Origin of the sequence: Neptuniibacter sp. (genome assembly GCF_024231755.1) — a bacterium.
GTDB lineage: Bacteria > Pseudomonadota > Gammaproteobacteria > Pseudomonadales > Balneatricaceae > Neptuniibacter.
In genome coordinates this window covers 72,762-84,975 of record NZ_JAAEQH010000279.1, presented here as the reverse complement: position 1 = coordinate 84,975, position 12,214 = coordinate 72,762, and the positions used below count along the sequence as shown (strand labels likewise).

Sequence of the window (12,214 nt, the reverse complement as noted above, 5' to 3'; positions counted from 1 at the left end):
AAAACTCCTTGGTAATCATAGCCTTACAGTAATTAATGAGACTGGCACCCTCCTTGCTCTACCGAGGGTAACAACTCATTCAAACCTATTAGGTGAATTATTATGGATACTCATGAAGAAAATGTAGAAGTCATAGGCGTTGTTCCTTCTATCCTGATGGTACTAGCAGGATTAGCCGTAGCAATACTTCCAGCAATTGTTCAGTTGGTCCTGATTTCAGGATAGCCCAATGCTGCCGGGTAGAACGCTCCCTACCCGGCGGGCTTTCAACCTACCTGGATCTCTCAATTTCTTGACTTCGGTTCCTTGCGCAGTTGCTAATATTAACAAATACTTACTACAGGGCCTGCTATAGGCCTTGGTTACCGTGTTTAAGCAGCTGTGAGCAATTCCAGAAATAAGCTGTACCTGGCGTGCCCCTGCCCACTTCAAAAGGATCACCGAAGATGCAGCATAACAAAACCTCGATTATTGCTTTTCTGGCAATAGCTGCCATTACTCTGTTTGCTCTGCTGGGGACTCCCATTAAAAAAGATTTTCCTCTAGAGGAGGTCAGGATAGCGGTATCCACTACTCCGCTATCAGCTCCTTTCTACGTTGCAAAAGAGCAAGGTTTTTTTGAAGAGTCAGGTGTTGCTGCCACGCTTGTTGAAATGGCCGGTGGCGCTAAGTGCTTCAGTGAAATGATCAGCGGAAATGTAGAACTGGCGACTATTTCCAACTCCGTAGTGATGTTTAACAGCTTCCAATACAATAATTTCTCTGTACTCGGTAGTTTCGTTGAATCAGATAACGACATAAAACTTTTCGCCCGAACAGAGGATAATCATCCCGCAACTATTCATAATCTTGTCGGCAAAAATATTGGTGTCGTCAAAGGCAGTGCCAGTGAGTATTTCTTGCATTCACTACTGATCACCTCCGGTATTGAACCTGACAAAGTCATTAGGGTCCCACTCAATGTGGATAAAATGCCAGAAGCTCTCGAACAGCATACGGTCGATGCGATCTCAGTATGGGAGCCTTTCGCGTACCAAACTCACAAACACAACCAACAGGCAGCGCAAGTTGATGCCAAAGGGCTATACAACCTCTCTTTTGTACTCGCCGGAAAAAGAGATAGCTCTGAGGCCCAGATTCAGATTAGAACAAAGGTTCTACAAGCTCTGAATAAAGCCACTCACTTTATCGCCAGCAACCCGAAACAGGCCCAGGCTATTTTACGTAGTCATCTGCAATTAGATCAGGAGTTTATCGATTGGATCTGGCAGGATTACCTGTTCAAACTCTCGTTGAACAATTCATTGGTTACTTCGCTTGAAAACCAGGCCCGCTGGGCTGTGGAATCCAATCTGGTTACTCACGAGCAGATTCCTTCTTTCCAGGAATTCATCGACCATGCTCCTCTTAGCAAAGTCGATGATATTTCAGCTTTTTAGAAGCTGGAGAGTGACTTATGAAGATTAGAACCCGGCTAATCATTCTTACCTCTCTCTGTATCTTGTTGAGTGTGAGCATTTTTGTAGGCCTTTACTGGTTGGAAAACCAGCACGCCCAGCTATTCAAGCGGATAGAGGATATTGGCCGGATTGAGGTACAGACCAGTCTGTTACGTAGTCAGTTCCATATGCATGAGCGATATAATGACAGTGACTCAATCGCTAAAGCCACCAAAGTTCAGCAAAGCCTTCACCTACAGCTCAATAAAATGAAATTTGAGGAAGGGCAGCTGCAAACCTATCGCAATAGTTTACTCCGCCTCAACAACAGCCTTAGTTCTCTTCTTACTAAGCTACAAGAGGTACATGGAGCTGACTATCCCGGACATTTAGTACTGGAAAGCCATCATCATCTAATGGATCGCCTGGATAACACTATCCTCAGTATGAGTGAAGATAGCTTCAAGCTAGCAACGCTGGCGCAAAAAATTACCAAAGCCAAAACTCACGAAAGTATGCTGTTTATCGACGCATTACTGCTCTCACTCACTCTAATGATCTCTCTTGCTGCACTTCAGACCTTAAATCTGTTCCGCTCCCGGCTTAACACACTTGAGACCGGTATTACCAAAGTTGCGTCAGGAGATACCGATTATCAGATTCAAGTATCGGATAATGATGAGATAGGCCTGATCGCCGGTCATTTCAACCAGATGACCCAAAGCCTGAAAGAAAGCACCATCTCTATAGACGAGTTGCAACATGAGGTAGAAAAACGTACCTGTGAACTTGAACAACAGAAAGAAGCATTCAAAGAACTTGCCGAACAAGACAGTCTGACCGGCCTGGCCAATCGTACTACCTTTCTTGGTAACCTGAGCAGCACCATCGCCCGCTGCAAACGTGAGCAAAGCTCAGCTGCGGTGTTCTTTATCGATCTCGACAAGTTCAAACAAATCAATGACTCTCTTGGGCACAACGCGGGTGATAAAGTGCTCATTGAAACAGCAAACCGTTTTGGCAAATCCTTACGCCTAAATGACCTCATTGCTCGAATAGGTGGCGATGAATTTTCCGTCATCATTGAACCCCTTCATAACGTACATGATGCCGGAGAGTTAGCGCGAAAGCTTATCAAATGCCTTAATAAACCCGTTAAGTACGAAGGGCGGGAACTGTATCTTAATACCAGCATCGGCATTGCTGTATACCCTGATGATGGCGAAGAACCTCTTGAACTTATGCGTAATGCTGATGCAGCTATGTATAAAGCAAAAAAAGCGGGAGGCAGTGATTTCCACTACTACAGTAAAGAGATGAATCAGAATGCATTGATGTGGATGCAACTGGAAGCCGACCTGAGACTGGCTCTGAAACATAAACATCTGGAAGTCTATTATCAGCCGCAATTCGATATCCATAGCAACAGCCTCATCGGCATTGAAGCCCTTGCACGATGGAATCATCCGGAAAAAGGAATGATTCCCCCAGATCAATTCATAGCTCTGGCAGAGGATAAAGGCTTGATCCATGAACTGGGCAGTCAGGTTCTGGAACAAGCATGTAACGATGCCAAAGATTGGCGTTCATCAGATGGGATACCACTGACTCTGGCAGTGAATATCTCGCCAAAGCAGCTTAACGAAGCAAATCTTCCCCGAGTTATAAAAGCGATACTGGATAAAACCGGATTCGATGCCAATCAACTAGAGCTTGAAGTAACAGAAAGCTATATCCTGCAGGACCCAGAAGATGCGATCTTTAAACTCCAGCAATTGCGGGATATGAATATTCAGCTGGCGCTTGATGACTTCGGTACCGGCTATTCATCGCTCTCCTACCTGAAGCGTCTGCCTCTGACTAAGCTAAAGATCGATAAATCGTTCGTTGACGGGATAGTAAACCTTTCCGAAGACAGAGCGATCAGTACCACTATTATCGCCTTGGGCACCAGCCTGAATTTGGTAGTTATTGCAGAAGGCACTGAAGAGAAGGCACAAATCGATATTCTGCGCAAAGAAGGCTGCCATCAGGCACAGGGCTATTTTTACGGAAAACCACAAAGCGCATCGGAACTAGCTGCTAACTTTTTGAATAATGAGGAAAAAATAACGGAAAAAGTTTGAGATTGGTGCAGATGGGGAGACTCGAACTCCCACGCCCGTGAAGGCACTAGCACCTGAAGCTAGCGTGTCTACCAATTCCACCACATCTGCGTGTCAACCAAATTGTCTGCTATTGAAGGCGCAACCCTTACTTTGTTCACCAACTCAGCTAATCTGAGATTGGTGCAGATGGGGAGACTCGAACTCCCACGCCCGTGAAGGCACTAGCACCTGAAGCTAGCGTGTCTACCAATTCCACCACATCTGCGTCAAAAGTGGGGCGCATTATATAGATATGATTTTTATTTGTGAAGTATTGCCGAACTTATTTTTCCTAACGGGTCAAACTATCCGGGAATTCCTGTATATTTAGTAAGGACGTTAAGATATATCCAGGATGGACCATCGCAAGTATTCCGCGCTATTCGGTTCACAGTTATCAAGGTTTAAACGTGCGAAAAATCAATACTCCCCCAGAAAAATCGGTCGTCATGATCATAGATGACCAACAAGCTATGCGCATGCTGGTTAAAACCACTTTGAAGCATATGGGGTTCAAGCAGTTTGCGGAAAGTCCCAACGGTTATGAAGCACTGAAACGGCTAAAACTGATGAATGTCGACTTGATCATTTGTGATTGGGATATGCCACAGATGAACGGATTGGAACTGTTAATAGCAATTCGGGCAGATGAGCGACTAAGAAAAATCCCTTTTATCATGCTAACTGCAAACTCCTCTGCAGAGCTTATCCACCAGTGTATCAGTGCCGATGTTGATACTTATATGGTCAAGCCTTTCCAGCCAGCAGCACTATGCAAGAAAGTAAACAGCATGATGCCTAACTCCACATCAGCGACTGCCTGAAGATTACTTCAGGCAGTTTTCGATACGTGCCGCCATATCCTGCAAATATCCACTGTAACCCTGTTTCTGACTGATATCGATTGCCAGTGGATCCAGATGGCCACGTTTAACAGATAGCCCCTGTGTTATTCTCTTAACCACTGCCGCTTCAAACTGAGGCTCAAGAAAAACACATACCGCTTTTTCTTTCTTTATCACTTCCTGAATATTTGCCAGCTTCTTCGCACCCGGTGCCTGACCTGGATCGACTGTGAAATAGGCTAACTGGTTCAAGCTGTAATGCTCCACCAGCAAGCTGAAAGCATCATGAAACACGACAAAGCCTCGATCCTTATACGGTGCAAGTTTCGAACTGATCGCTTTATCAGTCGCTAACAGGCTCGCTGCAAACTGCTCATACTGTATACCCAGAGAAGAAGACAACTCCGGATACTGCTGACTCAACACATCACGAACTTTAGTCGCCGCCTCCAGCATCAAAAGTGGATCTAACCAAATATGTGGATCATTGTCACCGTGGTCATGGTGGTGTCCCTCATGCCCTTCTTCACGCCCCGCTTCGTGATGTTTATCTTGTTCCACTTCCCCTTCCAGAAGTTGTAGCAGAGGGCGATTCAATTTGGTTAGAGGCCTACTCAGAAATTGCTCCATATCTGGCCCTACCCAGACAATAAGATCCGCCTGGGCAAGTTTACGCATATCAGAAGGTTTCAGGCTGTAATGGTGCGGCGAAGCACCCGCCGGGATAAGTACATCAACATCAGCAAGATCCTGCAATAGTTCTTGCAACACCAACTGTAATGGTTTGATACTGGTGACAATTTTTACTTTTTCAGCAGCGCTGGAAGATATTGAAAATAAAGAAATGAAGAGAACTAGAAAAAGCTTTTTCATCAGGAAAAGGTACACCTAGGTAAGATTTGGTTACAATATAACATAAACCATTGTAGTGACGCTCACGCCATGACAAACAAACAGCTCGCTTTTCATCCGGAACACGATCACAGCGGTTGCATTGAACATGCGCTGGAAGATGCACGTAGTTTGTGCAAAAAAAGGAACTTACGCTTCACTCCAATCCGGGAATTGGTGCTGAAAACAATCTGGCAGAGTCATAAACCCCTTGGTGCCTACGAACTGCTACCTACACTAGCAGAGGCTGGTTTTAACTCGGCTCCTCCGACAGTTTACCGGGCACTGGAATTTCTTCAGGAACAGGGACTTGTTCACCGTATAGCCCTGCTCAATGCCTTTATCGGTTGTCCGCACCCCAATGACCACCATGAAGGGTCTTTTCTAATTTGCAAAACCTGCAATAACACCGTCGAGATTGAGACAGGCAACATAAGCAAAGCCATCAACGAGCAGGCGTCCCAGGTAGGTTTTCAACCCGAACAACAATCCGTTGAAGTCCTTGGTTTATGCCCAACATGCCAGAAGGGTAATACTGCATGAGCAGTTCACACCAACCGTTAATTAAACTTGATCATGTCAATCTCAGTTTCGGGCGAAACCATGTTCTGCAGGATATCAGCACTGAGCTGCATAAAGGTTGTATCACTACATTAATTGGTCCTAACGGTGCGGGAAAAACCAGTTTGGTTCGTGTAGTTCTAGGTTTGGTAAAACCGCAGCAAGGTACCGTCTGGAAGGAACAAAATCTGCGTATCGGCTATATGCCGCAGAAACTGCAGATCGACAATACCTTCCCTCTAACAGTGGAACGCTTTCTCAAGACATCGCAGTGTAAAGATATTAATACACTTCGATCTGCTCTAAATGATGTAGGTGCAGAACATCTGCTATCCCAATCGATCCACAATCTCTCTGGTGGAGAGATGCAGAGGGTACTGTTGGCAAGGGCCCTGTTACGCGATCCCAATTTGCTGGTGTTGGATGAGCCGGTGCAGGGCGTAGATATCAACGGCCAACTTGAACTCTATAACCTGATCAGCAGGATCCGTGATGAACGCGGCTGCGGCGTGTTGATGGTGAGTCATGATCTTCACCTGGTAATGGCTGCAACAGATCATGTGGTTTGCATTAACCATCATATCTGCTGTTCTGGTCATCCTGAACATGTTACCAACGACCCGTCCTTTACCGAACTCTTTGGCATCACGGGTAGCGAACAACTTGCGGTATATAGCCATCACCACAATCATCGTCATAACGATCACGGTGATGTTATCACCGACTCCTGTTGCAACGAGGAGCATAACTGATGGCTGAATTTCTGTTATTTGCGCTTCTTGGCGGCCTTGGAGTAGCTATGGTTGCAGGCCCTCTGGGCTCTTTTGTCGTCTGGCGTCGCATGGCCTACTTTGGCGATACACTGGCCCACTCAGCGCTGCTCGGTGTATCCATAGGTTTCCTGCTCGATATCAATATGAATCTTGCTGTGATCTTCTGTTGCGTTGGCTTAGCTCTGGCACTCGTCGCTATGCAACGCCAACGTATGGTCGCAACAGATACCCTACTGGGGATTATGGCTCATAGCGCTCTATCCCTTGGCTTAGTCGCGGTAGCATTGCTGGAAATCCGGGTAGACCTGATGTCTTATCTATTTGGCGACTTGCTCGCTGTAGGTAGAGAGGATTTGTACTGGATCTATGGAGGAGGACTCCTGGTTCTGATCCTGTTAAAGCTTCTCTGGCAGCCTCTGTTGGCAATTACCATCAATGAGGAACTGGCTCAGGTTGAAGGGGTAAACGTCGCTCTGACACGCCTTATGCTGATGCTACTGATTGCCGTAGTAATAGCCATCGCCATGAAAATTGTTGGCTTACTGCTAATCACTTCACTACTGATAATTCCTGCTGCTTCAGCGAGGCGTTTGGCCCGTACACCAGAACAGATGGCATTTGGTGCTGCACTGGTTGGCTGTCTGTCCGTTGCAGGGGGGCTAGCCTTATCCTGGCACGTTGATACACCTGCAGGCCCCTCTGTTGTAGTCATTGCCCTGCTAATTTTTATTCTGCTTTACACTATTCCTAGCAAACAGAATCAGTAGCACCTTAATGAAAAGTGCTTAATTAGGAGACGCTTTTTAGGGCCTGTTAACACTAATTTCATCGCCCCTGCTGGAGGCTATTTTTGTTCTCAACAAGGCAGCATGAGCGTAGTTTAGTTATTCTAAATAAGCGAAGAATAACGAAGTTGAGGGCATAAATAGCCCCAGTCCTTCGGATTGAGGCTATAAAAGCGTCACTCGTTGTTACTCGTCGTTCATTTAGAACCACTAAATTCTCTCCTCTTGCCTAGATTGATGCTTTTCTAGTCTCAACAGGGATGAATAAATTAGTGCTAACAGGCCCTAGCGCTTCCAAAGAGCATTAACCAGAGCACCAGCAATAATCAGACTACCTCCCAACAGTGTCCACAGAGTCGGAACCTCTGAGAAGAATATAACGCCAAGGATGGCGGAAAAGATTACCTGTACATAGGAATAAGCGGTTGCCTTACCAGCCTCTTCTGCAGCCATCGCTTTGGTAAGTCCAATCTGTCCCACTTGAGTAAAGATGCCCACCAGTAACAATAGCACTAAAGCTTCTGTACCTGGCATCACAAAATCATCTCCAAGCATCAATATCGATGCAGGCAATGCGACCAGCGGGAAATAGAAAATAATAACGGAGCTATCTTCACTCTGACTTAGCTTACGAACAATCACATAAGCAATGGCACTACCAAACGCCCCAGCTAAAGCCGCCATCAAACTAAGATGTGGCAGATTAATTAACGACTCCCCACCAAACGGCCTTACCATCACCATCACACCCAAGAAGCTCAACAGAATACAGATCAGAGTGGAGGCTTTTATCCGCTCACCCAAAAACAACAGCGCTAACACAGCAGTGAAAGCTGGGTAGGTGTACTGTAATACAGTCGCATCTGCCAAAGTTAGTGTGGTGACAGAGTAGTAAACACACACTAACGCTAAAGCCCCAGCCACACCTCGAGCTACCAATAACGGCTTGTTATGGCCCCAAATAGAGATCCGCTTTCTTTTCACATCAAGATAACTAAGAAACAGCGAAACTGCTGCTCGCGCCGCTACGATCTCCAACACAGAAATACCATAGCCACTTACCGCTTTAACGCAGGCAGCCATCAAAGCAAATCCCAAAGCAGAGAGCAGCATATAACGGATTGCAATAGGGACAGCAGAAATCATAATTGCGGCGAAACTCGGTGGATTATTCGGGCGAGGCATCATAGCAGATCCCATTGTACCCTTCCTATGCAATGGCCTTTATGCCCTTATACAACTATGTTTATGAACAGGGTTTATCAACAAAACGAACCAAGGCGTTAGGGGTAGCAATGACAGAATTCCTCCTGCTGATGGCATTTTTCAATCAAGCTAACGGTCTTGAATTAGAGCAGTTACAACTTCCAGATGGTCTTAAAATTGAAGTCGTTGCCACAGCGCCTAATGTCCGTCAGCTAGCACTAGCCCAAGACGGAACTCTCTTTGCCGGTAGCCGCAGAGCGGGGAATGTTTACGCCTTTATCGATAAAGATAAAGACGGCAAATATGAAGAAACCATTGAGATTGCCTCGGGACTAAATTTGCCAAGTGGCGTAGCCGTTGAAGGGAATGACCTTTACGTAGCCGAAGTACAAAGGATCCTACGTTACAAAAATATTCTTCCGTTAAAACAAAATATAGGCTCTCAAAACTCTCAAAAGAACCTACCTGAACCCGAAATCTACTTCGATGAGCTACCCGACAAGCGTCACCACGGTTGGAAATACTTGAAATTCGGTCCCGATGGGGCGCTGTATTTTAATATTGGAGCTCCATGTAATATTTGTTTACCAGAAGAACCCTTTGCAACGCTGGTACGACTAGATCAGCAGAAAAATCTATCCATCATCGCATCTGGGGTTCGTAATAGCGTCGGCTTCACCTGGCACCCCACCACTGAGAAGATCTGGTTTACCGATAATGGGCGCGACTTTTTAGGCGATAATCAACCTTCAGACGAGCTCAATAGACTGGAAGAATACGGCCAGCATTTTGGTTATCCTTTTATCCATGCATCAGGGGTAAAAGATCCTACATTCGGCGGTCAGGCCTTCGGCAATTACCAACTGCCTGCTTATGACCTGGGCGCTCATGTCGCCCCCCTAGGGCTTACTTTCTACACTGATAATAATCTTCCTGGTGCTGATGAAAATACGTTATTCATAGCAGAACACGGCTCCTGGAACCGTAGCAGCAAGGTGGGCTATAGGGTCGTTAAGTTGCAAATCCGGGATGGAAAGGTCATTGATCACCAGCCCTTTATTGAGGGCTGGCTTCAAGGCGAAGATCACTGGGGTAGGCCCAATGATGTGATCGTAGCTGAAGATGGCAGCTTGCTTGTATCCGATGACTACGCAGATGTTATCTATCGAATTTCAGCAGAGTAACAACCATCCAAAATATAAATTATCAGTGATCCTTTCGCTTAGCACCTGGATTAGAGGTAAATAACAGTGGCTGTGCGTCCGGCTCAATTTCCGGTTTCTTATCCTGGTTTACTCGAGTTTCCAACTCTTCCATCTGCTGATCGGGCTCTCCATCCAAGCGCATGGAGTCTTCGTAATCACACCGCACACACTCTTTATACTCCCGCTCCTCATCGCGGAAGGTACGGATGCAATCCATCTCGCCACAACGTGGACAAACGGCACCTGCGATAAATCGTTTAATCACTTTCATCTTGTCACTCACTCTGTAATGCCGCTGTGGCGAAGCAGAGCATCAACCTCTGGTTCACGCCCCCGGAAGGCAACAAACAGCGCCATCGGTTCTTTCGAACCACCCATTTCCAAGATATTACTGCGGAAAGAGTTGCCTGTTTCAGTATTAAATATACCCTCCTCCTCAAAACGGGAGAATGCATCAGCAGAGAGAACCTCCGCCCATTTATAACTGTAGTAACCCGCAGCATAACCACCAGCGAAGATATGACTAAAGCTATGCTGGAAACGATTGAATACAGGTGGAGTAATTACCGCAACCTTACTACGCACATCATTCAATAACGCTTGCACATCCGTTTTGCCCGGCAGGTATTCACGGTGTAAACGGAAATCAAATAAAGAGAACTCCAACTGACGAACCATCATCATGCCTGACTGGAAGTTACGTGCCGCCAGCATCTTATCCAACAGCTCCTGTGGAAGCGCTTCTCCTGTCTGATAATGGCCAGAGATCAAGACAAGCGCTTCCGGCTCATAACACCAGTTTTCCAAAAATTGACTTGGCAATTCCACCGCATCCCAGGCAACACCATTGATACCACTGACATCAGCACATTCGATCTTGGTCAGCATATGGTGCAAACCATGACCAAACTCGTGGAACATAGTAGTCACTTCATTGTGACTCAGCAGTGCAGGGTCATCCCCTACGGGTGAGCTGAAATTACACACCATATACGCCACTGGCAGTTGCAATGCGCCATCATCAAGACGACGACGGACACGGCAATCATCCATCCAAGCACCGCCACGTTTTTTCTCACGGGCATAAAGATCAAGGAAGAAGCGGGCGATTAATTCACCACCACGACTAATCTCAAACAGACGTGCATCTTTATGCCAGCGATCAAATTCTTCTACTTCGCTAATCTGTATATCAAACAGTTTTCCAGCAACAGCAAACAGGCCATCCAGTACTTTAGGTAGTGGGAAATAAGGACGAATCTGCTCTTCAGAGATCGCATACTCCGCTTGCTTGAGTTTCTCTCCATAATAGGCCAGGTCCCAGGCCTGAAGATCACTCACACCATGCTCTTGGTTAGCAAAATCACACAGCTGCTGATAATCCCTTTTAGCCACGGGTAGGCTTTTTTCTGCCAGATCATTCAGGAACTTAATCACCTGATCCGGTGTTTCTGCCATCTTTGTTGCAAGAGAGTATTCCGCGTAGTTTTCAAAACCTAAAAGCTGCGCCAGTTCAAGACGCAGATCAAGGATCTGAGTCATCACATCCGTGTTATCCCACTTACCTTCACCCGGCCCCTGATCTGAAGCACGGGTTGAGAAAGCCGTATATACCTCTTTGCGCAGTTCACGATTATCTGCATAGGTAATTGCCGCTAGATATGACGGAAAATCCAGAGTCAGCAACCAGCCTTCCTGCTCTTTCGCCTCCGCCAGCTGTTTTGCTGCTGCCAGCGCCATTGGCGGTAAACCGGCCAATTCAGCTTCGTCAGTGATCAGTTTGTTCCAATCGTTGCTCGCATCCAGCACGTTCTCGGAGAACTTAGTCGTCAGCTCAGATAGTTTCTGCTGTAGTTCAGCGTAGCGCTGCTTGTCTGAATCATTCAAAGCAATACCAGAAAGACGGAAATCACGCAGAGTATTTGTTACCACTTTCTGTTGCGCTTCAGAGAGCTGGGAGAAACTTTCACTCTCAGCCAGTTTATTAAAGGCAGTATAGATATCGTGATTCTGCCCCATCTCTGTCCAATATTGAGACAGTTTAGGCAGGCAGGCATTGTAGGCATCACGCAACTCATCACTGTTAACGACCGCATTCATATGCGATACCGGTGACCAGGCTTTTGACAGACGGTCGTTCATCTCTTCGAGAGGTGCTACAAGCGAGTCCCAGTCAGGCTGATCCAGTTCAGCCACCAGCTTTGCAGCGATTTCACGGTTATCCGCAAGAATCTGATCGATAGCAGGCTCAATCTGATCGGCCTTAATCTGACTGAATGTAGGTAATAGCTGTGACTCAAGCAAAGGGTTGCTCATTGCGATGAACTCCTGAAACAGATGAACTGATCACATATAAATGGGT

12 protein-coding genes and 2 tRNA genes are annotated in these 12,214 nt (G+C 46.3%); 8 read left to right on the top strand and 6 right to left on the bottom strand.

Features of this window, described 5'->3' with window-relative positions; all coding sequences use genetic code 11:
- Positions 1-102: 102 nt before the first annotated feature.
- The 3 genes from GY843_RS16185 (at position 103) to GY843_RS16175 (ending at position 3,565) form a co-directional block, all read left to right on the top strand.
- Positions 103-225, top strand: a complete 123-nt coding sequence (locus GY843_RS16185; protein ID WP_297311103.1) for a hypothetical protein — start codon at positions 103-105, stop codon at positions 223-225.
- Between the two features lie 221 nt (positions 226-446).
- Complete coding sequence (locus GY843_RS16180) at positions 447-1,439, top strand: ABC transporter substrate-binding protein (RefSeq protein WP_297311102.1); 993 nt, start codon at positions 447-449, stop codon at positions 1,437-1,439.
- Positions 1,440-1,456: 17 nt separating this feature from the next.
- Positions 1,457-3,565, top strand: coding sequence for an EAL domain-containing protein (locus tag GY843_RS16175; RefSeq protein WP_297311100.1), 2,109 nt, complete (start codon positions 1,457-1,459; stop codon positions 3,563-3,565).
- Between the two features lie 3 nt (positions 3,566-3,568).
- On the opposite strand, the gene GY843_RS16170 is transcribed toward GY843_RS16175, so the two are convergent.
- Positions 3,569-3,655 (bottom strand) — tRNA-Leu (locus tag GY843_RS16170).
- Between the two features lie 70 nt (positions 3,656-3,725).
- Positions 3,726-3,812: transfer RNA gene (locus GY843_RS16165), tRNA-Leu, on the bottom strand.
- 184 nt (positions 3,813-3,996) lie between these two features.
- Here GY843_RS16165 and GY843_RS16160 point away from each other — a divergent pair.
- Complete coding sequence (locus GY843_RS16160) at positions 3,997-4,410, top strand: response regulator (RefSeq protein ID WP_297311098.1); 414 nt, start codon at positions 3,997-3,999, stop codon at positions 4,408-4,410.
- A 3-nt stretch (positions 4,411-4,413) separates the two neighbouring features.
- On the opposite strand, the gene GY843_RS16155 is transcribed toward GY843_RS16160, so the two are convergent.
- Entirely contained in the window at positions 4,414-5,304 is an 891-nt protein-coding gene (locus tag GY843_RS16155; RefSeq protein ID WP_297311096.1) for a zinc ABC transporter substrate-binding protein, read from the bottom strand.
- Positions 5,305-5,373: 69 nt separating this feature from the next.
- Here GY843_RS16155 and GY843_RS16150 point away from each other — a divergent pair, with 69 nt between their 5' ends.
- From GY843_RS16150 to znuB, 3 genes are read left to right on the top strand one after another with little or no spacing between them, the layout of a single operon-like run.
- Entirely contained in the window at positions 5,374-5,865 is a 492-nt protein-coding gene (locus GY843_RS16150; RefSeq protein WP_297311094.1) for a Fur family transcriptional regulator, read from the top strand.
- On the top strand, positions 5,862-6,635 hold the full coding sequence (gene znuC / locus GY843_RS16145) for a zinc ABC transporter ATP-binding protein ZnuC (protein WP_297311092.1): 774 nt from the start codon (positions 5,862-5,864) through the stop codon (positions 6,633-6,635). Before GY843_RS16150 ends, znuC begins: the two co-directional genes overlap by 4 nt.
- Positions 6,635-7,423, top strand: coding sequence for a zinc ABC transporter permease subunit ZnuB (gene znuB / locus GY843_RS16140; RefSeq protein ID WP_297311091.1), 789 nt, complete (start codon positions 6,635-6,637; stop codon positions 7,421-7,423). Before znuC ends, znuB begins: the two co-directional genes overlap by 1 nt.
- A gap of 303 nt (positions 7,424-7,726) precedes the next feature.
- On the opposite strand, the gene GY843_RS16135 is transcribed toward znuB, so the two are convergent.
- On the bottom strand, positions 7,727-8,641 hold the full coding sequence (locus GY843_RS16135) for a DMT family transporter (protein ID WP_297311089.1): 915 nt from the start codon (positions 8,639-8,641) through the stop codon (positions 7,727-7,729).
- A 26-nt stretch (positions 8,642-8,667) separates the two neighbouring features.
- Between GY843_RS16135 and GY843_RS16130 the strand changes: the two genes are divergently transcribed.
- Positions 8,668-9,831, top strand: coding sequence for a PQQ-dependent sugar dehydrogenase (locus GY843_RS16130; RefSeq protein ID WP_297311088.1), 1,164 nt, complete (start codon positions 8,668-8,670; stop codon positions 9,829-9,831).
- A gap of 22 nt (positions 9,832-9,853) precedes the next feature.
- Here the strand turns inward: GY843_RS16130 and GY843_RS16125 are convergent, their stop codons facing one another.
- Together GY843_RS16125 and prlC are read right to left on the bottom strand one after the other, a co-directional pair.
- Positions 9,854-10,135, bottom strand: a complete 282-nt coding sequence (locus GY843_RS16125) for a YheV family putative zinc ribbon protein (RefSeq protein WP_367183862.1) — start codon at positions 10,133-10,135, stop codon at positions 9,854-9,856.
- Positions 10,132-12,168 (bottom strand): oligopeptidase A, encoded by a 2,037-nt coding sequence (gene prlC, locus GY843_RS16120; RefSeq protein WP_297311086.1) that lies wholly within the window; start codon positions 12,166-12,168, stop codon positions 10,132-10,134. Before prlC ends, GY843_RS16125 begins: the two co-directional genes overlap by 4 nt.
- Between the last annotated feature and the right edge of the window lie 46 nt (positions 12,169-12,214).

Coding starts and splice junctions, on each gene's coding strand:
- GY843_RS16185 (WP_297311103.1), top strand. CDS start 103: ATGGATACTCATGAAGAAAATGTAGAAGTCATAGGCGTTGTTCCTTCT.
- GY843_RS16180 (WP_297311102.1), top strand. CDS start 447: ATGCAGCATAACAAAACCTCGATTATTGCTTTTCTGGCAATAGCTGCC.
- GY843_RS16175 (WP_297311100.1), top strand. CDS start 1,457: ATGAAGATTAGAACCCGGCTAATCATTCTTACCTCTCTCTGTATCTTG.
- GY843_RS16155 (WP_297311096.1), bottom strand. CDS start 5,304: ATGAAAAAGCTTTTTCTAGTTCTCTTCATTTCTTTATTTTCAATATCT.
- GY843_RS16150 (WP_297311094.1), top strand. CDS start 5,374: ATGACAAACAAACAGCTCGCTTTTCATCCGGAACACGATCACAGCGGT.
- znuC (WP_297311092.1), top strand. CDS start 5,862: ATGAGCAGTTCACACCAACCGTTAATTAAACTTGATCATGTCAATCTC.
- znuB (WP_297311091.1), top strand. CDS start 6,635: ATGGCTGAATTTCTGTTATTTGCGCTTCTTGGCGGCCTTGGAGTAGCT.
- GY843_RS16135 (WP_297311089.1), bottom strand. CDS start 8,641: ATGGGATCTGCTATGATGCCTCGCCCGAATAATCCACCGAGTTTCGCC.
- GY843_RS16130 (WP_297311088.1), top strand. CDS start 8,668: ATGCCCTTATACAACTATGTTTATGAACAGGGTTTATCAACAAAACGA.
- prlC (WP_297311086.1), bottom strand. CDS start 12,168: ATGAGCAACCCTTTGCTTGAGTCACAGCTATTACCTACATTCAGTCAG.